Annotated in this window: 13 protein-coding genes; 2 read left to right on the top strand and 11 right to left on the bottom strand. The window is 65.7% G+C overall.

Annotated elements, in window-relative coordinates:
• Positions 1–3 precede the first annotated feature (3 nt).
• A complete protein-coding gene (putA, locus tag AC3D24_RS04285) occupies positions 4–3609 on the bottom strand; it encodes a trifunctional transcriptional regulator/proline dehydrogenase/L-glutamate gamma-semialdehyde dehydrogenase (protein WP_489028518.1) in 3606 nt (1201 codons plus the stop codon).
• Between the two features lie 117 nt (positions 3610–3726).
• On the opposite strand from putA, the gene AC3D24_RS04280 reads away from it, so the two are divergent.
• Positions 3727–4200 carry an Lrp/AsnC family transcriptional regulator gene (locus AC3D24_RS04280; protein ID WP_489028516.1) on the top strand — a complete coding sequence of 158 codons (474 nt, stop codon included), beginning with the start codon at positions 3727–3729 and terminating at the stop codon, positions 4198–4200.
• A gap of 139 nt (positions 4201–4339) precedes the next feature.
• On the opposite strand, the gene AC3D24_RS04275 is transcribed toward AC3D24_RS04280, so the two are convergent.
• The 9 genes from AC3D24_RS04275 to AC3D24_RS04235 form a co-directional block, all read right to left on the bottom strand.
• Complete coding sequence (locus tag AC3D24_RS04275; RefSeq protein ID WP_489028514.1) at positions 4340–5137, bottom strand: formate/nitrite transporter family protein; 798 nt, start codon at positions 5135–5137, stop codon at positions 4340–4342.
• The gene (locus AC3D24_RS04270) at positions 5134–7506 is read right to left on the bottom strand and encodes an FdhF/YdeP family oxidoreductase (RefSeq protein ID WP_489028512.1); all 2373 of its coding nucleotides are present in this window, start codon (positions 7504–7506) and stop codon (positions 5134–5136) included. Before AC3D24_RS04270 ends, AC3D24_RS04275 begins: the two co-directional genes overlap by 4 nt.
• 161 nt (positions 7507–7667) lie before the next feature.
• Complete coding sequence (locus AC3D24_RS04265; RefSeq protein ID WP_489028510.1) at positions 7668–8711, bottom strand: rod shape-determining protein; 1044 nt, start codon at positions 8709–8711, stop codon at positions 7668–7670.
• A 503-nt stretch (positions 8712–9214) separates the two neighbouring features.
• Positions 9215–9433, bottom strand: a complete 219-nt coding sequence (locus AC3D24_RS04260; protein WP_489028508.1) for a hypothetical protein — start codon at positions 9431–9433, stop codon at positions 9215–9217.
• Between the two features lie 121 nt (positions 9434–9554).
• Positions 9555–11987, bottom strand: coding sequence for a TonB-dependent receptor plug domain-containing protein (locus tag AC3D24_RS04255; RefSeq protein ID WP_489028506.1), 2433 nt, complete (start codon positions 11985–11987; stop codon positions 9555–9557).
• A gap of 66 nt (positions 11988–12053) precedes the next feature.
• Positions 12054–12824: a gamma-glutamyl-gamma-aminobutyrate hydrolase family protein gene (locus AC3D24_RS04250; RefSeq protein ID WP_489028504.1), complete on the bottom strand. Its 771-nt coding sequence runs from the start codon at positions 12822–12824 to the stop codon at positions 12054–12056.
• Positions 12821–13768, bottom strand: coding sequence for a serine O-acetyltransferase EpsC (epsC, locus tag AC3D24_RS04245; RefSeq protein ID WP_489028502.1), 948 nt, complete (start codon positions 13766–13768; stop codon positions 12821–12823). Before epsC ends, AC3D24_RS04250 begins: the two co-directional genes overlap by 4 nt.
• A 19-nt stretch (positions 13769–13787) precedes the next feature.
• The gene (locus tag AC3D24_RS04240) at positions 13788–14600 is read right to left on the bottom strand and encodes a phosphate/phosphite/phosphonate ABC transporter substrate-binding protein (RefSeq protein WP_489028500.1); all 813 of its coding nucleotides are present in this window, start codon (positions 14598–14600) and stop codon (positions 13788–13790) included.
• A complete protein-coding gene (locus AC3D24_RS04235; protein ID WP_489028498.1) occupies positions 14597–15412 on the bottom strand; it encodes a fatty acid desaturase in 816 nt (271 codons plus the stop codon). The genes AC3D24_RS04240 and AC3D24_RS04235 overlap by 4 nt, the downstream gene beginning before the upstream one ends.
• A gap of 487 nt (positions 15413–15899) precedes the next feature.
• On the opposite strand from AC3D24_RS04235, the gene AC3D24_RS04230 reads away from it, so the two are divergent.
• The gene (locus tag AC3D24_RS04230) at positions 15900–18428 is read left to right on the top strand and encodes a glycoside hydrolase family 3 protein (protein WP_489028496.1); all 2529 of its coding nucleotides are present in this window, start codon (positions 15900–15902) and stop codon (positions 18426–18428) included.
• Between the two features lie 155 nt (positions 18429–18583).
• Here AC3D24_RS04230 and AC3D24_RS04225 read toward each other — a convergent pair whose 3' ends face one another.
• Positions 18584–20251 (bottom strand): MFS transporter, encoded by a 1668-nt coding sequence (locus AC3D24_RS04225; RefSeq protein ID WP_489028494.1) that lies wholly within the window; start codon positions 20249–20251, stop codon positions 18584–18586.
• Between the last annotated feature and the right edge of the window lie 227 nt (positions 20252–20478).

The following is a 20478-nucleotide window of genomic DNA, read 5'->3' as shown; positions in this document are numbered from 1 at the left end:
GGCTCAGGCCATCGCCATAAGGCTCGCATTGCCCCCAGCCGCTGTGGTGTTGATCGAGGTCGACACCTCCTCGACCAGCCAGTCGAGCCGGTAGCCACCCCCCGCCTGCGTCAGCACGATCGGCCCCGGCAGCGCGGCAATCGCCTGGTTGAGCGAGCGAACCCGCGCCGCATCCCCCTCGATCAGCGCGCCGGCATAAGGCCCCGCCGCCTTCCAATCCTCGACCCACCGCACGCGAGCGGCAACACTCTTGGGAAGATCCAGCGTCAGCGCCGCCGCATCGCCGACCACGAGGTCGTTACCGGAAGCAAGCCCCGCCGCCAACTGCGCGATCAGGCCCTCCCGCGTTGCCGGAAGCAGCAGCACGGTGCCACGCGGATGGATCGCATAGACGTTGGTCTCGCCAACCGGACCGGCCAGTTCCGTCACACCGCCCAACGGCGACCGTGTCGCGTACTCACGCACGTCGTGCGCGGCACCAGTATCGCCGCGACCCTCGAGCCACGACGCGAACTCGGCTGTCACCGGATCGCCCGAACCGCGCGTCCCGACATCCGCCCCCGTCACCAGTCGCCCGAGATACAGCGGCCCGCCCGCCTTCGGCCCGGTCCCCGACAGCCCGCGCCCACCGAACGGCTGCACGCCGACCACCGCGCCGATCACGTTGCGATTGATATACAGGTTCCCCGCCTGCACCCGCTGCGTGACGAACGCGATCGTCTCGTCGAGCCGCGTGTGCAGCCCGAACGTCAGGCCATAGCCGGTCGCGTTGATCCGATCGATCAGCGTGCCCAGATCGGCGCGCCGGAAGCGCACGACATGCAGCACCGGCCCGAACACCTCGCGTTCCAGATCGGCGAGATCGTCGAGTTCGATGATCGTCGGCGACACGAACGTGCCGTGGGTCGTGTCCCCAGCCGGCGCGATCTGCTCGACCGGGCGGCCAAGCGACCGCATCCGCTCGATATGCCGCTCGATGTTCGTCTTCGCCTCGGCCGAGATCACCGGGCCGATATCAGTCGCCAGCGTATCGGTGCGGCCGATCCGCAACTCACGGAGTGCCCCCTTCAGCATCGCCAGCGTCCGGTCGGCGACATCCTCCTGCAAGCACAGGATGCGTAGCGCCGAACACCGCTGCCCCGCGCTGTCGAACGCCGAGGCGACCACGTCCGCGACCACCTGCTCGGCCAGCGCCGAGGAATCGACGATCATCGCATTCTGCCCGCCCGTCTCGGCGACCAGCGGGACCGGCGCCCCTGCCGGCGACACGCGCTTGGCGAGTTCCGCCTGGATCAGCCGCGCGACCTCGGTCGAACCGGTGAACATCACCCCCGACGTTTCGGTCGCCGCAACCAGCGTCGCACCGATCGCACCGTCACCCGCCACCAGATGCAACACATCCTCGGGCACGCCCGCCTCGTGCAGGATCGCGATCCCCTGCGCGGCGATCAGCGGCGTCTCCTCGGCGGGTTTCGCCAGCACAGCGTTGCCCACGACCAGCGCCGCGGCGACCTGCCCGGCGAAGATCGCGAGCGGGAAATTCCACGGACTGATGCACGTCACCACCCCGAGCGGGACCTGCCCCGTGGGGAGCAGCCGCGCCTGCTGCGCATAATAGCGCAGGAAATCGATCGCCTCGCGCACCTCGGCCACCGCATTCGCGAGCGACTTGCCCGCCTCGCGCATGACCAGCGGCAACAACACCGGCATCCGCGCCTGCATCAGGTCCGCCGCGCGATCGAGACACGCCGCCCGCTCGTCGACCGACACCGCCGCCCAGCGTGGCGCCGCGTCGGCCGCGGTCCGCGCCATTGCAAGCGCAGCATTTGGCGACAGTTCGCAAACCGTGCCGACGACGTCGCGGTGGTCCGCCGGATTGAGCACCGGCCGCGCGTCGCCCTCGGTCCCGGCCTGCACCGGCGCCAGCGCCCCACGGAACGTCTCGCTCAGCGTCGCCAGCACACCCTCGTCGCTCGCATCGAGCCCGTCGGAATTGCGCCGCGTCCCATACAAATCGCGCGGCAAGGCGATCGCCGGATGCGGCTCGCCCGGCACCGGCATCGCGCGGACCGTCGCGACCGGGTCCGCCACCAGCTCGGCGATCTGCACCGCCGGGTCCGCGATCCGGTTGACGAACGACGAGTTCGCCCCGTTCTCGAGCAGCCGCCGGACCAGATACGCGAGCAGCGTCTCGTGCGTCCCGACCGGCGCATAGATCCGGCACGGCCGGTTCAGCCGGTTGCCGCCGACGACCTCCTCGTACAGCGGCTCGCCCATCCCGTAGAGGCACTGGAACTCGTAATCGCCGATCACGAAATCGGGCCCGGCCATCGCGTGGATGGTCGCCAGCGTCTGCGCATTGTGCGTCGCGAACTGCGGGAACACCGCATCGCCCGCCGCCAGCAGCTTCCGCGCACAAGCGATATACGCGACGTCGGTATGCACTTTCCGTGTGTAGACCGGGAAGTCGGCGAGCCCGTCGACCTGCGCACGCTTGATCTCCGCGTCCCAATACGCGCCCTTGACCAGCCGCACCATGATCCGGCGATCGGCGCGCCGCGCGAGATCGACGATCCAGTCGAGCACGAACGGGCAGCGCTTGCCGTAAGCTTGCACGACGAAGCCCAGCCCGTTCCAACCGCTCAGATCCGGGTCGGTCGCGAGGCTTTCCAGCAGGTCGAGCGACAGCTCGAGGCGATCCGCCTCTTCCGCATCGATATTCAGGCCGATGTCGTAGCGCTTCGCCAGCAGCGCGAGCGCCTTCACGTCGGGCAACAGCTCGGCCATCACCCGGTCGGCCTGCGACCGGGCATAGCGCGGGTGCAGCGCCGACAGCTTGATCGAGATCCCCGGACCGCCATAGGTCCCGCGCCCGGCGGATGCCTTGCCGATCGCATGGATCGCCGCGACGTAATCGCCGTGATAGCGCCGCGCATCCTCCGCGGTCGTCGCCGCCTCGCCGAGCATGTCATAGCTATACTGGAACCCCTCCGCCTCGGGGCCGCGCGCGTGCTTCAACGCCTCGGCGATTGTCTGGCCGGCGACGAACTGCTCGCCCATCATCCGCATCGCCATCGCCACGCCGCCGCGGATCACGGGTTCGCCCGCGCGCGAAATCAACCGGGTGAGCGCAGCGCCCAGCCCCTTGTCGTCGACGCTCCCGGTCAGCTTGCCGGTCAGCGCCAGCCCCCAGGTCGCCGCATTGACGAACAGCGATCGCCCTTCGGCCAGATGCGACGTCCAATCGCCGCCCGCGATCTTGTCACGGATCAATGCATCACGCGTCTCCGCATCCGGAATCCGCAGCATCGCCTCGGCCAGGCACATCAGCGCGACGCCCTCCTGGCTCGACAGCGCGTATTCCTGGACGATCCCCTCGACCCCGCCGCCGCGCTTTTTAGCCCGGAGCGCGGTGATCAGCGAGGTCGCGGTGCGCGTCGCATCCGCTGCCGTCGCGTCGTCCAGCGTCGCCTGATCGAGCAACGGCGCGAGGCATTCGGCTTCGGGGCGTCGATAGGCGGCGGTGATCGCGCGACGCAGATCGCTTTGCTCCCGGATCGGTGGGGCGAAATCGGCGAACAACGGCGGAAGCGAAGATGTGTGCGACATGCGGCGAGCCTCGTCTGGAATCTGGCCAGATCGTAGCATGGACGCGAATGGCGATCCGCCTTATCGATAGCCAAACAACGGTCGGACGGACCATTTTTACACGTCTGGAGAGGTGAAGTGTTTGATAAAGTAGATCATGGCAGTGAGATCGACCAGTTCGACCGACGCATCATCGACCTGCTCCGCGACGATGGCCGAATGTCCGTCGCCGAACTCGCGCGCCGCGTCGGATTGTCGAAGACGCCCTGCCAGGTCCGGCTCAAACGCCTGCTCGACCAGGGCTATATCCGCGGGTTCCGCGCGGTGCTCGATCCGGTCAAGCTCGGGCTGGATCACATCGCCTTCACCGAGGTGAAGCTGTCCGACACGCGCGAGGCGGCGCTCGACGCGTTCCGCCGCGCGGTGCTCGCGATCCGCGAGGTCGAGGAATGCCACATGATCGCGAGCAGCTTCGACTATCTGCTGAAGGTCCGCACGCCCGATATCCGCCGGTATCGCGAAGTGCTGGGCGAGCGCATCTCGAGCCTGCCGCATGTCGCCAGCACCTCGACCTTCGTCGCGATGGAAACGATCCGCGACGGCGCGATGTGATCCAGTTCTGAGATCCTCTCCCGCCAGGGGGAGGTGGCTGGCACTTGCCAGACGGAGGGGGAGGACACGGAGCAGCGGTTCCCTTTCCTCCCCCTCCGCCGCTTTCAGCGCCACCTCCCCCTAGCGGAGGAGGATCAGGTTAGCCGCGCTTGGCGGGCGCAACGACCCCATCGGTCTTCGACGCGACCAGATACCCGCCGACCACGAACACCAACGCGCCGATCGTATTCCCCACCGTGACGATCGCGAGATTGCGGACCATCCCAGCGAGATCGATCGACGAATGCGGCACCAGCAGGCCAAGCGTGAGCGCAGTCATGTTGGCGACCGAATGCTCGAACCCGGCAGCGACGAACGCGAGCAGGATCCACGCCATCGCGATGCACTTGGCGGCATCGCCCGTCATCCGCGCCGCAGTCCAGATCGCCAGGCAGACGAGCCAGTTGCACAGGATCGCGCGTGCCAGCAGTGCGGTCGCGTCGACCGACACCTTGTGCAGCACATAGCCGTGGAACATCGCATCGGCGTTGGCGAAGATCGCGCCGCCACCGCCTGCCGCGAACACCAGCGACAGGACGACGCCGCCGATGAGATTGCCTATCCACACCACGACCGCCAGCTTGAGCGCGTCACCGATCGTGATCGTCCGCCGTGCAAGACCGAAGCCGAGATACATCACATACCCCGTGAACAGCTCCGCGCCCGCGAATACCGTCAGGATCAGCCCGAGCCCGAAGGTCGCGCCCATCACCAGCGGGCGCACGCCGGGCTCCAGCCCCGACGCGGTGCTGAGCGCGAGGATCATCGCGATGCCGATATACGTGCCGGCGAGGATCGCGCCCGCAAAGAACCCCGGGGGCGAGCGCCGCAACGCCTCCGCCTTGGTCGCCGCGAGGGTCGCGTAGGTGTCGATCGTCGACGAATAACCAGTGCTCATAAGGGGACTTTGCTATCGTGGCCGACGATCCCCGCGCGCACCACGCCGCGATCCGACCCCAGGTCGGCAGCGGCGGGACGGACGGTCACCGGGATGGATTTATAGGAGGGGGTGAAGCTCTGCGGATCGTGATCCTCGAGCGCGATCAACGGCTGCGTCTCGGGATAATAGGAGGCGACGCAACCATCGGGCAGCGCATACCGCACCAGCATCAGCTTCTGCACGACCCGGTCGGGCCGCGCGAACTGCAGCGCGGTGGCGATATCGACGACATCGCCTTCCTTGTGCCCGAGCCGCACCATGTCGCGCTCGTTCATGAACAGGATGTCGCGACGCCCGAACACACCGCGATAGCGATCATCGAGGCTGTAGACGGTGGTGTTGTACTGGTCGTGCGCGCGCAGCGTGGTCAAACGCAGCACGGTCGGATCGCCCGCGCCCTCGTCCTCCTCGGCGCCCTTGGTCACGAGGAAATTCGCCTTGCCGCTGTCCGTCTTCCACTCGCGCATCGCCGCCGAGTTCGGCAGGTGGAAGCCGCCCGGCTTGCGGATGCGCGCGTTGTAATCGGCGAACGCGGGAAACACCGCTTCGATCTTGTCGCGGATCAGGCTGTAGTCGCCGACATACGCGTCCCAGTCGATCTCGACCGGCGCGCGGCCCTTGGCGGCGAAGGTCGCCTTGGCGATCTCGCCGACGATCCAGATCTCCGACTTCACGTTCTCGCCCGGCGGCATCAGGAACCCGCGCGAGGCGTGGACCATCGACATCGAATCCTCGACCGTCACCGACTGCTGGCCGGTCGCCTGCATGTCGAGTTCGGTCCGCCCCAGACACGGCAACACATACGTGGCCTTCGCCATCAGCAACTGCGTGCGGTTGAGCTTGGTGGTGATGTGCACCGCCAGATCGAGATTGCGGAACCCTTCTGCGCACGCCTGCGGATCGGACGAGGCGATTGCGAGATTGCCGCCGAGGCAGACGATCGCCTTGGCCTTGCCGTCGCGCATCGCGGCGATGCTCTCGACGACCGAATGGCCGTGCTCGCGCGGCGGCTCGAACCCGAACACGTCGCGCATGTTGTCGAGCAGCAAGGGCATCGGCCGCTCGGTGATGCCGACGGTACGGTCGCCCTGGACGTTGCTGTGGCCGCGCAGCGGACAGATGCCCGCGCCCGGCTTGCCCATGTTGCCGCGAAGGAGCAGCAGGTTAGCGATCTGCTGGACGTTGGTCGTGCCCGTGCGATGCTGCGTGACGCCCATGCCGTAGCAACAGATCGTCGACTTCGACTTCGAGTACGCCAGCGCGACCTCTTCGAGATCACTGCGCGAGAGCCCGCTGGAGCGCTCGATATCCGCCCATTCGGTGGTGGCGAGATCGGCGATATACTCGTCGAGCCCCGCGGTATGCTCGGCGATGAACGCATGATCGAGCGCGCGTTCGCCACCCGACACCTTGGCCGCCTCGTCGAGCGCGACGAGCGCCTTGGCGATACCCTTCAGCGCCGCGGCATCGCCGCCGACCTTCACCTGGTAATAGCTGCTCGCGATCGGGGTGGCCGACATCGTCGCCATCTCAACCACCGACTGCGGCGATTCGAAGCGTTCGAGCGAGCGCTCCTTGAGCGGGTTGAAGACGATGATCTTGCCACCGCGCTTCGACACTTCGCGCAGTGTCGCCATCATCCGCGGATGGTTGGTGCCGGGGTTGTGGCCGATCGACAGGATCAGGTCGGCATGGTCGAAATCCTCGAGGCTGACAGTGCCCTTGCCGATCCCGATCGACTTCGGCAGCCCGACCGAGGTCGCCTCGTGGCACATGTTCGAGCAGTCGGGAAAGTTGTTGGTACCGTACAGCCGCACGAACAGCTGGAACAGGAACGCCGCCTCGTTCGAGCAGCGACCCGAGGTGTAGAACTCTGCCTGGTTGGGATCGGGCACGGCCGCAAGACCCGCGCCGATCTCGCGCATCGCATCCGCCCAGCTCACGACCTCGTAGTGATCGGTCGCCGCGTTGTAGCGGAGCGGCTCGGTGACGCGGCCCTGGTCCTCGATCCAGTGATCGCTCTGCTTCCAGATCTCGGATACGCTATGCTTGGCGAAAAACTCGGCGCCGATCGTCTTCGCGGTCGATTCCCAGGCGACAGCCTTGGCGCCGTTCTCGCAGAATTCGAAGGACGAGGTATGCTTCGGGTCGGGCCAAGCGCAGCTCGGGCAGTCGAAACCGTCGGGCTGGTTGGACTTCAACAGCGTCTGGCCGCCGCGCACGACGATCTGCTGCGCCTTCAGCGATACCGCGACCGCCTTGAGCGCGCCCCAGCCGCCTGCAGGACCGGAATAGTCGGCAATCCCATCGGGACGTTTGTTTTTCATGCCGCTTCTCCAACTGCGTCCGGTCACCATCCCTCGCAATCGTCGCGAGGAAAATACGACTTCGGCGAATAGGCCGTTGTAAGAAAAGCCTTAAAGCGGAAATTCTTCAGTCGGTGATCGGCATATTGCGTGGAACAATCACCTCACGGAATTAACCCAGATTATATTTCGGTCATCACGCCTTGGTAGACAGGCTCTTCCATCGCGCGCCCGGCGCCGATTGCCACGCACGTCAGCGCATTTTCTGCGACGATCACCGGCAGGCCCGTCGCATCCGACAAGACCTCGTCGAGGCGCGCCAACAATGATCCGCCGCCGGTCATGACGATACCTTGGTCGCAGATATCCGCCGCCAGTTCCGGCTCGGTCTTTTCGAGCGCCGTCAGCACGGTCTCGACGATCTGGCCGATCAGGTCGCTCAGGGACGCCGCGATGTCCGCCTGAGTGACCTCTATTTCCCGCGGCACACCCGCGCGCAGGTCGCGACCCTTTACCCGCATGGTTTCGCCCACGCCGTCATCCGGGATGCGCGCCATGCCGACCGCGAGCTTCACCCGCTCCGCTGTCGCCTCGCCAATCATGAGGTTGTGTTTCCGCCGGATCATCGAGGCGATCGCGTCGTCCATCTTGTCGCCGCCGACACGGGCGGACGTGCTGTAGGCGAGTCCCCGGAGCGACAGCACCGCGACTTCGGTCGTGCCGCCGCCGATATCGACGACCATCGCGCCGACCGGCTCGGTCACCGGCAGACCTGCACCGATTGCCGCTGCCATAGGCTCCTCGATCAGGAAGACTTTGCGTGCGCCGGCGTTCGACGCCGCCTGGCGGATCGCGCGGCGCTCGACCAAAGTTGCGCCGGACGGGATGCAGATCGCGATCTCGGGGTAACGCGGCAAGCGGCTGTGGCCGCCATGGGCCTTGTCGATGAAGAACTTGATCATCTGCTCGGCGACGTCGAGGTCGGCGATCACGCCGTCACGCATCGGCCGAATCGTCTCGATCCCGTCGGGCGTCTTGCCCATCATCAGCTTGGCCTCGGCCCCCACCGCCCGCACTTGCTGTACGCCGTCGCGCGTCTCGATCGCGACCACGGAGGGTTCGTTGAGCACGATCCCCTGCCCGCGCAGATAGACGACGGTGTTCACCGTGCCGAGGTCGATCGCCATGTCGTTGGAGGGACGGCTGAACAGGCGAGGAAGGCGCATCGGCTTTGACATTCTGCAACAAGGGCGCGCGGACTGGCCCGCGATCGCCGTAGAGAGCGTAACCGCTGGGAGCGCGCGCGATCCGCGTCAATCCGTCTGCGTCCGGACGGGCGATCCGAACGACGATTACGGCCTCGGTTCACCGGGAGCGAAGTCGAATAGCGACTTCCGCAGTCAGGCGCACGTCGCCGCATAAAAATCGTGGCCCAGCGGAAGGGGACCGCTGGACCACGAGGGTCCGTCTAGGGAGCTTCACTTCGCCTTGACGTTACCCCGTTCTAATACATATCAACTGAATGGGAATATAATTCTTTTCCGTCAGCGGCGAACGGAAGCAAAAATACGACCAAGTAAAAGAAGCGGTTTTTTTGCAGTAATAATGCCACAAACGCAAACGGACAACACTCCCCGATCAATTGGGAAATGTTATCCGTTCAGGCCGTATTGAGCAGTTTTTTATAATCGGACAACGCTACTTATTCAGCACAGCGCCGCCCAGCCGATCAGAGTGCGTTGCCGGTCGTGTTGGTCTCTGTCACGTTTACGAGGTCTGCCGAATTCTCGGTATCCACGCCATCGACCGCAGAGAAGTTAGCATCCGATTCCTCGACGACCGTGTTCGTGTCAACGGCAGCGACATTCGACGGCTCTGCAGTCTTGGAGCAAGCTGCTAGGCCAAGTGCCAGGACTGCAATCATTGGCACGATCGTGATTTTCTTCATGAACTGGTCTCCGTGGTGACGAACGCAGAATTACGATTGCATCGCGCAACATTGATTCTGGAACCAAAAGCTATCGCCGATGATCGATCGACGCAATACCCTATCGTAACGATAGGATTTATCACCAACTTAACCCAGCCCGCGCATACACATAGCGGCCATTGAACCCGAACGGCGAGTAGTACGGAAAGCCGATCACGCCGGTCGAATTGTTCGCCGGCGTGGTCGCATCGGGATAGACGTCGAACAGGTTGCTGACGCCGAGACCGAGCTGTGCGCCCTTCTTGGCCTGGTAACGCAGTTCGACGTCCGTGATGACCTTCTTGCCGCTGTGCACGTCGGCGGCTTCGGTCGTGCCGGGCTGGTTGACGTCACCGTAATAGGTGACGCGCGCCAGCGCACCTAGCCGGTCGAGCGACCAGTCGATCGAGCCCGTCACCTTCTCGCCCGGCGTACCGTCCTCCAGCGTCAGGATGCGGCTACGCGCGAACAGGATCGGCGCAGGGTTCAGTGTCGACGTCGAGGTCGGCACACGGGTCACGTTCGCATCGTTGATATTGCCCGCGATCGTTAGATCGAAGCTGCCCGCGGCGTCGGTGGCCAATCGGTAATGCGCGACCGCGTCGATGCCCTTGGTCGTCGAGGCCAGGCCGTTGATGAAGAAGCGTGCAGCGGTCGCGCCGGTACCCGACTGGGCGAGCAGCCGCCGGATCTCCGCGTTCACCGCGTCCGACTGCGTGTTCGAGGTCGTGAGATTCTCCGACAGGCCGATCTGGTCGCGGATGTGGATCCGGTAGGCGTCGATGGTCAGGTCGAACCCACCGAACCGGACCACTGTACCGACCGAGAGGTTGGTCGACTTCTCCGGCTCGAGCGGCAGTCCGCCGAGCGCGGATGCGGTCGCGCTGACCGAGGGGAAGGTGCCGGTCAGGATCGGCGAGCCGTTCTGGATGACGCTGGCGATCTGCGTGAAATATTGTTGTTGCAGCGCCGGTGCACGGAAGCCGGTCGACGCGGTGGCGCGCAGCGCGAACCAGGGAGCGAAGTCATAGCGGGCCGAGACCTTGCCGGTGGCGGTGCTGCCAAAGTCCGAATAATCCTCGCCGCGGCCCGCCAGGCCGATCAACAGCTTGTCGGTCACCTGCGCTTCGAGATCGAGATACACGCTACCGTTGCGACGGTGACGGTCCACCTCGTTCAACGGCGAGAAGCCGCCGAACCCCTGTGCGCCCTGCGTCGCGCCCACAACTGCACCGGTCGTCGGCGCGCCGTAGGACGCCAGTTCGCCGGCCTGGATCTGGAACCCTTCGCGGCGCCCTTCGAGGCCGAACGCGACGTTCAGTCCCTGCAGGATGTCGAACTTGCGGCTGACGTCGAGTCCGGCGACCAGCTGGTCATAGACGAGCGCGCCGTCCGAGAAGTCCTTTGGCGTCGCTGCACCGTATGCGTAGTTCGCGGAGTTCAGCGTGCGGAAACCGATCTTGTTGCGGCCATAGCTGACATTCAGGTCGACGTTCCATTCGGCGACCTCTCCCTTGATGCCAATCGCCGAGTTGATATCGCGCGACTTGGTGTTGATCAGCGGGAGGAAGCCGTTCGGATAGCCGGCGAGCGTCGTCGCCGCGCTTGTCAGGCGCGGGAACGCCGCGCTGCGGGTGTCGCGGTCCTGATAGCCTAGCCAGCCGTACAGCTTCCAGGTTCCCGTCAGTGTCGTGCCGGCATTGGCGAAGATGCTGTACTGTTCGACCTGCGGATCGCCGAACCGGCCAGTGACGCGGTTCGGTGTGACGCGTGGGTCGAAATCGGCGCGGTTGGTGGCCTGGCGGTTCAGATATTCGCCCGACACGGTCAGGAAGCCGTCCTCGCCGAAGCCGACGCCCTGCCAGCCGGAAACGGTGACGGCATGCTCGCCGTTCGTGTCGCGACTGCCGCGCGCGGTGTCGATGTCGGTGTTATAGAAGCCGTAATTGACCGTCGCACCGCCGCCCGACCGCGCCTCGCGCAGCCGCAGGTTGACGACGCCGGCGATCGCGTCCGAGCCATATTGCGCCGATGCACCATCGCGCAGCACTTCGATGCGGTCGAGCGCCACAGTGGGAATAGTGTTAAGATCGACCGCCGCCGAGCCGCGCCCGACCGAGCCGCCGACGTTGAGCAACGCCGCGGTATGCCCGCGCACGCCGTTGATCAGCACGAGCGTTTGATCGGGCGACAGACCGCGCAGCGTTGCCGGGCGGATCGCATCGGTACCATCGACCGCAGACGGCCGCGGGAAGTCGATCGAGGGCGCGATCGCCGACAGCGCCGCGCCGAGTTCGGTGGTCCCCTGCCGCTGCAACGCCGCCAAACTCAGCACGTCGACCGGCGATGCGCTGTCGAGCCGCGATCGGCCGACGGCGCGCGTCCCCGTGACGATGATCTCGTCCTGCGTATCGGGCAATGCCGCGGCCGCCGGTTCTGCTGCGGCCGGGGCATCCTGCGCCGAAGCGGCATGCGCGCCGACGAAGGCGAGGGTCGAGGCGGCGATAGCCAACGCGGTACGATACTTGATCATGTCTTGGTCCCTGTAGTGGATCGTTCTGTGACGATTTCGGCGTATGCGTGAAAATTCCGAACGCACTCAGCGGTCCCGATAGGTGCCAAGCGACTGTCCGATAAGTGAAAAGAATGCGCGGCTGGATGCGCGTGCTGCAACGTCCCATTCGGGATGCCATTGCACCGCCAGCACGTCGCCGCCGCAGGGGCGCGCCGAGAATGCCTCGACCAGCCCGTCCGACACCGCGTGCGCCTCGATGCTCAGCCCTGCCCCCAGCCGGTCGATCCCCTGGCGGTGGACCGAGGTGACCGAGATGCTCGGCTCCGCGATCGCCGTCGCCAACAAGCCGCCAGTGCACAACGTCACGTCATGGACATGATCGAACAGCGTCTCGTACGCGGTCGCATCGTCGGTCGAGCGGTGATGCCCGTCCTGCAACGTCTCGGTCAGCGTGCCGCCGAACAGCACGTTCAGTTCCTGCAGACCGCGACAAATGCCGAACACCGGCCGCCCTGCCTCGATCATCCGCCCCGCCAGCTCAAGCGCCACCGCATCGCGGTCGAGGTCCAGCGTATCGTCCGCCGCATCCGCCTTGCCGTAGCGCGCGCCGGCGACGTTCGACCGCGATCCGGTCAGCAACAGTCCGTCGAGCCGTCCCGCCAGCGCGCGCGTATCCATCGCATCCGCCACGGCCGGCACCAGCAGCACGGTCGCGCCGGCATAGCGTACCAGCGGCTCGACGAACCGCGTCGCGACCGCCTGAACCGGGCGGTCGGCGATCTCGTTACAGCACAGCACGCCGATCACCGGCTTGATCGGCCCGTCGTCGCTGCGACAGCACGCGAACCGCATCATGTCGCACGCCCCCGTAGCGCCTCATGCAACTGGACCGCGGCATCGCCCGCCAGGATCACCGCGGTCGGCTGTGCCACGACGCTGCCCGCCGGGACGTCCTCCAGCAGCCAGACGTTGCCGCCGATCGTCGCCCCCTGCCCGATCGTCACGCGACCGAGGATCGTTGCGCCGGCATAGATCACCACGTCGTCCTCGACGATCGGATGCCGTGCGAGCCGTTCGCGCGGCGAGACCTCGGTGACGCCGAGAGGACTGCGCGCGCCGAGGGTGACGTGCTGGTAGATTTGCACGCGGTCGCCGATGATCGCGGTCTCGCCGATCACCACGCCGGTGCCGTGATCGATGAAGAAGCTCCGCCCGATCGTCGCGCCCGGATGAATGTCGATCCCGGTCCGGTTGTTGGCGAGTTCGGAAATGATCCGCGCAACGATCGGCGCGCCGAGGCCGTACAGCGCGTGCGCGATCCGGTGATACAGGATCGCGACGACGCCGGGATAGCAGACCAGGATCTCGTCCGCACTGCGCGCCGCCGGATCGCCGAGGAACGCCGCCCGGACATCATCGTCGACCAGTTCGCGGATCGGTCCCAGTTCGGCGGCGAACAGCCCGACGATCATCGCCGCCTGGCTGACGTCGAACGACAGCAGCGCCTCCTCCTGCCAATAGTCGAACTCGCTTTCGATCTGTCGCTGCAAGCCTGCCAGCGCACGGCGCAACCGCGTCTCGACGAAGACGTCCTCCAGGTCCGGCGGTCCGGCAAATGCACCGAGCCGCCCCGGGAACAGCGCTGCGACCAGATCCTCGATCGCGCGCGCGGTCTCGGCCTGGGAGGGAAATCGCGCGACGTTGTGCCGCCCCCCGGCATCCTGCCGCCATGATGCGCGCGCCAGGCGCAATTCCTCGATCGCCGCGGTCAGATCCAGCGGTGCGGCGGTGTGTGCCATGGTGGACTCCTTCGACATATCAGCGCAACTCCGCATAGCCGGCCCGGACGGCGTCGACCTCAAGCGCGACGATCGGGGCGAGCATCGCTTCGCCGGCGGGGGCGATCCCGGCCAGGAACAAGGTGTCGCGAACATCGGCCAAATCTGGATCGAGCATCACCTGATGAAGCGCGAACCGAAGCGCAGCGACGGTCTCGGCATCGGTCGCGGCCGCCGTCACGAACGGCAGGGTCGGCGACGCCGGGCTCTGCGCCACGATCCTCAACGCCGATGTCAGGCCGGGCTCGGACCGGGCGATCGCGGCGTATGTCACGCAATCGATCGCGGCGATGTCCGCCCTGCCCAAGCCGACGGCGACGATGCTGGCCCGATGCGATCCCGTTTCGATCACCGCGTCGAAGAACGCGCCCTGCCCCGCAACGGGCGCCAGCGCTGCGCGGAACAGGTTCATCCCCGTATTCGACCGCGGATCGTTGATCGCCGCGCGCGTCCCGCGAAAATTCTGGAGCGAAAGACGGGGATCGTCGGCACGTGCTACCAGCAGGCTCGCATGCGTAGCGCCGGAGCACCCCGGCGCGTCGTATAGCGGCGCGGCGACGATCCGCAGCGTCAGCGTCGGATCGACAACCAGCGGATATCCACAGGCCTGCCCGAGCAACAGCGTCGGATCGTGCCAGATCGCATGAACGTCACGCGTCCGGTCGAGCCGATCCGGCACCCGCGATATGCCGCGCACCCGGAGGCACCGAACGATCGCCGCCCACAGCCGGTCGTTCGCGTCGTGTTGCACCGGATGATCGTACATTCCAAGCGAGGCGACCCGGTTGGTCATGATCCTCGGCTCCGGTGACGCGGGTGGATCATGTCGTCATGTGGATTCAGCGCAAACCGCCGGACGATCTCGCCATACCCCCGATAGATCGGCGCCCCCTCCTCGACGAACCGCGCCCGGTTCTGCGCATGATACGCCGGCAGTTCGTACCAGGGGAGTGCCGGTCGCTCGTGATGCGCGGCATGCAGATTGTTGTTGAGAAACAGCATTCCGAGCAGGCCACCGCGCTCGACGCTTGCAGCTCGTCCTGGGCTTTCCAGATCCGCGCGATGCTCGGCGTAGGACCGCAGCATCGTCAGTGCCATGCCAGGATAGACGAAGGTCAGCATGTACCGGCCGACGCCCAATTCGACCCGATCGAGCCACCATAGGATTACGGAGACCGCGATCAGGTGCGGAACCCAGTCCCGCACGACCCGCGCCGGCTCCCGACCCGCGCGCCGCGCCTCCTCGAGCGCGAACCGCGCAACCGAGATCGGCGGCCCAAAGACCATCTGGCCGACCAAGGTCGATTGCAACCGCCCGAGGACGCCTGACAGACCATCGTCCTGCATGTGATATCGCGATTCCGGATCATGGTGCGGATCGGTGATGACGGCGGCACCGTGATGCGCGCGGTGGCTCCGGCGATAGAGGCGGTAAGGCAGCCATAGCGCCAGAGGCACGAACCCGATCGCATCGTTGATCGCGTGGTACCGCGTCGGGTGCCCGTGGATCGTCTCGTGCTGGAGCGATCCCTGCCATGCCAGCAACCAGCCGCCGATCGCGATCAGAAACGGTGTCGGGATCGCCGCGTGAAACGATGTCGCCATCAGCCATCCGCCGTAAATCACGGCCGTCAGCACCACAGTAGGCCATTTCACGCTCGAACGCTTCACTCGATACTGCATCGCCACCGCCTCTCGATTCAGCCAATATCCCCTAAGAGAGTAGGAATTCGCAACGCTTTAAGCTTTGCCGCGTGCAAATTTTGGTTGTCCGGCGTGTTTGCGCCGGATCTGCCGTCATGGTCGTGGAGCCATGATGGCAGCTGACATCGCGGTGGACCTGACGGCCTCTCAAGACCAATAGCGCATGCACCATCGCGTTCTTGCCCGTTACCGGCCTCGCCATTACAGGCGACGCGCACCCGTCGACCACCGACGAGGCCCGAACACTACCGCGATGTCGACCTATAGCGATGCGCTTCCCGCGATGCGGACGCGCAAACAACCAAATGATTTGCCCCAAGTTGCCGTCACCCGGTAGCACGGCTGCAAAGGTACCGACCCTGGTCGCGTACCGCTCAGGGAGAGTATGATGTCCGCCAGTGTTTCCACCTTCACGATCGCGCTGCTGCTGCAATCCGCGACGACGCCCGTCCCTGTACCGGCGCCGCCCCTGTCTGCCGTCGCGCATCCCGAGATCTGGCCGACCGCAAACGCCCGGCCCGCGCGCGATCCCAAGGTCGAAGCGCGGATCACGGCGATCATGAAACGCATGTCGGTCGCGGACAAGATCGGCCAGCTGATCCAGGTCGACATCGCCAGCATCGAGCCATCGGACCTGCGCACCTACAAGCTCGGATCGATCCTCAACGGAGGCAATGCCGGTCCCGGCGGCGATGATTTCGCGCCGCCCGTCGAATGGCTGAAACTAGCCGATGCGTTCTACGACGCGTCGATGACGCGTACCGACGGCCGGCCTGCAATTCCCGTAATCTGGGGCACCGACGCGGTCCACGGCAATAACAACATCCCCGGCGCAACGCTCTTCCCGCACAATATCGGCCTTGGCGCGGCGCGTGATCGCGACCTGATGCGCGAAATCGGCCACGTCACCGCGATCGAGACCGCCGCCGCGGGCATCGACTGGACTTTTGCCCCTACGCTCGCGGTCGTCCGCGACGATCGCTGGGGCCGCACGTACGAGAGCTATTCCGAGGAACCGACGATTCAGGCCGATTACGCCGGTGCGGTGATCGAAGGCGTCCAGGGCAAGGTGGGCACCAAGGCGTTCCTCGCCCCCGACCATGTCATCGCGACGACCAAGCATTTCCTCGGCGACGGCGGCACTGGCGGGCGCGACCAAGGCGACGCGCTGATCCCCGAAACCACGCTGCGCGATATCCATCTCGGCGGCTATCCCGCGGCGATCGAGGCAGGCACGCAATCGGTGATGGCCAGCTTCTCGAGCTGGAACGGCGCCAAGATGCACGGCAACAAGAGCCTGCTGACCGGCGTACTCAAGGACCGCCTCCACTTCGACGGCTTCGTAGTCGGCGACTGGAACGGGCACGGCCAGGTCGAAGGCTGCTCGAACGAAAGTTGCGCCGCCGCGATCAACGCCGGGCTCGACATGTTCATGTATTCGGGCAGCGGGTGGAAGACGCTTTACGGCAACACGCTGAAGCAGGCGCAGTCGGGTGAGATCCCCGCAGCGCGCCTCGACGACGCGGTTCGCCGCATCCTGCGCGTGAAGATCCGCGCCGGCACGTTCGATCGCGGTCGCCCTTCGTCGCGCGCACTCGCGGGCAAGATGAACCTCATCGGCGCCGCAGACCACCGCGCGATCGCCCGCCAGGCGGTCCGCGAATCGATGGTGCTGCTCAAGAACGAAGGTGGTCTGCTCCCGCTGAAACCCTCCGCGAACATCCTCGTCGCGGGCGGCGGTGCGGACAACATTCCGCAGCAGGCTGGCGGCTGGTCGCTGACGTGGCAGGGCGGCGGCACCACCAATGCGAACTTCCCCAACGCCCAGACGATCTGGTCCGGCATCGACACCGCAGTCAAAGCTGCGGGAGGCACCGCGACGCTATCGGCGGACGGCAGCTTCGCCAAGAAGCCCGACGCAGCGATCGTCGTGTTCGGCGAACAGCCCTATGCCGAGTTCAAGGGGGACCGTCCGAACCTCGAATACAGCCCCGAGGACAAGTCGGACCTCGAACTTCTGCGGAAACTGAAGGCGGCGGGCGTGCCGGTCGTCGCGGTGTTCCTGTCGGGCCGCCCGCTCTGGGTGAATGCCGAGTTGAACGCCTCCGATGCGTTCGTCGCGGCGTTCCTGCCGGGCAGCGAAGGCGGCGGCGTGGCCGACGTGTTGTTCCGCAAGAAGGACGGCAGCGTCGCCAACGATTTCCGCGGCAAGCTGAGCTTCTCATGGCCGAAGCGCCCCGATCAATATGTCTTGAACCGCTCCGATCCCGGCTACGACCCGCTGTTCGCGTTCGGCTACGGCCTCAGCTACGCCAAGCCGGGCATCGTGCAGAAGCTCGACGAAACCCGCCCCGCCGGCATGGCTGCGTCGTCGAACGGCACGATCTTCGGCAAGGGGCGCGTTCCCGAGGGCTGGTCGTTGACGCTGGTCGAGCAGGGCCAGTCGAAGGTCCGCTTGCTCGGCGTCAGCGCGACTACCGCGACCAAGCGCCTCACCGCCTCGGCCGTCGATCGCCGTCGCCAGGAAGACGCACGCGCACTCGTCTGGGCGGGCGGTGCGGCAGACGTTCGTGTCGAAGCTTCGGGACCGCTCGACCTCACCCGCGAGAGCAATGGCGAACTGAGCCTCGTCGTCGACGTCCGCGTCGATCGCGCCGCCAGCGCGCCGGTCGGCCTCGGCATGGTGAGCAACGACGGCAAGGCGGTGACCGTTCCGATCACCAAGGCACTTGCTGCCGGCAAACCCGGCGACTGGCAGCAGGTCATCGTGCCGCTACAGTGCTTCGCCAAGCGCGGCATCGACATGGCGCATGTTTCAGCACCCTTCGTGATCGCCACCGACGGTACACTCAGCGTCTCGATCTCCGACGTGAAGATCGATTCCGCCCCCGTACCGATGACCAAATGCGGCGACTGAGCCGGCATGCGATATGCGGCGGCTATCACCCCGACGTGCTGGCTCGCCATGCGCCGCTCGTCGGGGAAATTCGGTAGTCGTAAAAAAGGTCCGAACCTGAAGACCAACCTGTGGCTCGGGTTCGGACCAACGTAAGGCGACGATGCCGTAGTCGATCAGCTGTGGAGCGACCGGCGGAACGTCTCGGGCAGGAACACGAGCCCGACCAGCGCCGTCACCGCGCAAGCAAGGATCGGATACCAGAGGCCGTAATAGATGTCCCCGGTCGCAGCCACCATCGCGAACGCCGCGGTCGGCAGGAACCCGCCGAACCAGCCATTGCCGATATGATAGGGCAGCGACATCGAGGTGTAGCGGATCCGCGTCGGGAACAGCTCGACGAGCAGCGCCGCGATCGGACCGTAGACCATCGTTACGTAGAGCACGAGGATGACGAGGATCCCGATGACCATCGGCTTGTTGATCTGCGCCGGGTCCGCCTTTTCGGGGTAGCCCACCGCGGTCAGGGCGGTCTTCACCTCGGCACCGAACGCCTTGATCGCCGCTGCCTTTTCGGGGCCGGCAACGACCGCCGGATTGACGACTGGGATGGTCGCGCTGCCGATGTGAATCTGCGCGACGGTGCCGGGGGGCGCGATCACGTTCGCATACGAGATGCCCGCCTTCGCCAGATACGCCTTGGCGATGTCGCACGAGCTGCTGTCGAACTTGTTCTTGCCGACCGGATCGAACTGTACAGAACATTCGTCGGGATTGGCGACGACGCTCACCGGCGAATTGGCCTGCGCCGCATACAGCGCGGGGTTGGCGGCCTTCGACAGCGCGTGGAACAGCGGCATATACGTCAGTGCGGCGAGCGCGCAGCCTGTCAGGATAATGTATTTCCGACCGATCTTGTCCGACAACCAGCCGAAGAAGATGAACGCCGGGGTCGCGATCAACAGCGCGATCGCGATCAGGATGTTGGTGGTCGGCCCGTCAACGCGCAGGTTCTTTTCGAGGAAGAACAGCGCGTAGAACTGGCTGGTGTAGAACACGACGCCCTGGCCGACGACCGCACCGAACAATGCGATCAGCACGACCTTCAAGTTGCTCCACTGCCCGAACGCTTCGGTCAGCGGCGCCTTCGAGGTCTTGCCCTCGTCCTTCATCTTCTGGAACACCGGGCTCTCTTCGAGCTGCATGCGGATCCAGAGCGACACCGCCAGCAATGCGATCGAGACGATGAACGGGATACGCCAGCCCCAAGCCGCAAACGCCTCTTCGCCGACCAGCGTGCGGACACCGATCACGATCAGCAGCGCCGCGAACAGCCCGAGCGAGGCGGTGGTCTGGATGAAGCTGGTGAACAGCCCGCGCTTCTTGTCGGGCGCATGTTCGGCGACATAGGTCGCAGCCCCGCCATACTCACCGCCGAGCGCGAGACCCTGCAACAGGCGCAGCACGACCAGCGCGATCGGCGCGGCGACGCCGACCGACGCGTAGCTTGGAAGCAGGCCGACGAGGAACGTCGACAGGCCCATGATGGCCATCGTGACGAGGAACGTGTTCTTGCGCCCGACGACATCGCCGATCCGCCCGAACACCAGCGCACCGAACGGCCGCACCGCGAACCCGGCCGCGAACGCCGCGAGCGCGAAGATGAACCCGGTGGTCTCGTTGACGCCGGAGAAGAATTGCGCGGTGATGATCGTCGCGAGCAGGCCGTAGAGGTAAAAATCATACCATTCGAACACCGCGCCCAAGGAGGACGCGATGATGATCAGCGGCTGGCTCTGCTTCACATGCCCAAGGGGCGAAACATCCCCTGTTGTCGTCGCCATGGCGGTGTCCTCTCAGATGGGTTGGGTGGAACAGCCGATCGTCGCCGGCTTATGAAAAACTGACGCCATCCCCGAGTGTACGAGGGTGGCTCGCAATCCTCCCCCGCCAGGGGGAGGTGGCAGGCACTTGCCTGACGGAGGGGGCGGTAAGGAAAACATCGGTTCCGTATCCTCCCCCTCCGTCACCTCCGGCGACACCTCCCCCTGGCGGGGGAGGATCGTGAACT

This window comes from Sphingomonas sp. SL1004 (assembly GCF_057815015.1).
This window is presented reverse-complemented; position numbering and strand designations above follow the sequence as displayed.

Coding starts and splice junctions, on each gene's coding strand:
- putA (WP_489028518.1), bottom strand. CDS start 3,609: ATGTCGCACACATCTTCGCTTCCGCCGTTGTTCGCCGATTTCGCCCCA.
- AC3D24_RS04275 (WP_489028514.1), bottom strand. CDS start 5,137: ATGAGCACTGGTTATTCGTCGACGATCGACACCTACGCGACCCTCGCG.
- AC3D24_RS04270 (WP_489028512.1), bottom strand. CDS start 7,506: ATGAAAAACAAACGTCCCGATGGGATTGCCGACTATTCCGGTCCTGCA.
- AC3D24_RS04265 (WP_489028510.1), bottom strand. CDS start 8,711: ATGCGCCTTCCTCGCCTGTTCAGCCGTCCCTCCAACGACATGGCGATC.
- AC3D24_RS04260 (WP_489028508.1), bottom strand. CDS start 9,433: ATGAAGAAAATCACGATCGTGCCAATGATTGCAGTCCTGGCACTTGGC.
- AC3D24_RS04255 (WP_489028506.1), bottom strand. CDS start 11,987: ATGATCAAGTATCGTACCGCGTTGGCTATCGCCGCCTCGACCCTCGCC.
- AC3D24_RS04250 (WP_489028504.1), bottom strand. CDS start 12,824: ATGATGCGGTTCGCGTGCTGTCGCAGCGACGACGGGCCGATCAAGCCG.
- epsC (WP_489028502.1), bottom strand. CDS start 13,768: ATGGCACACACCGCCGCACCGCTGGATCTGACCGCGGCGATCGAGGAA.
- AC3D24_RS04240 (WP_489028500.1), bottom strand. CDS start 14,600: ATGACCAACCGGGTCGCCTCGCTTGGAATGTACGATCATCCGGTGCAA.
- AC3D24_RS04235 (WP_489028498.1), bottom strand. CDS start 15,412: ATGGCGACATCGTTTCACGCGGCGATCCCGACACCGTTTCTGATCGCG.
- AC3D24_RS04230 (WP_489028496.1), top strand. CDS start 15,900: ATGTCCGCCAGTGTTTCCACCTTCACGATCGCGCTGCTGCTGCAATCC.
- AC3D24_RS04225 (WP_489028494.1), bottom strand. CDS start 20,251: ATGGCGACGACAACAGGGGATGTTTCGCCCCTTGGGCATGTGAAGCAG.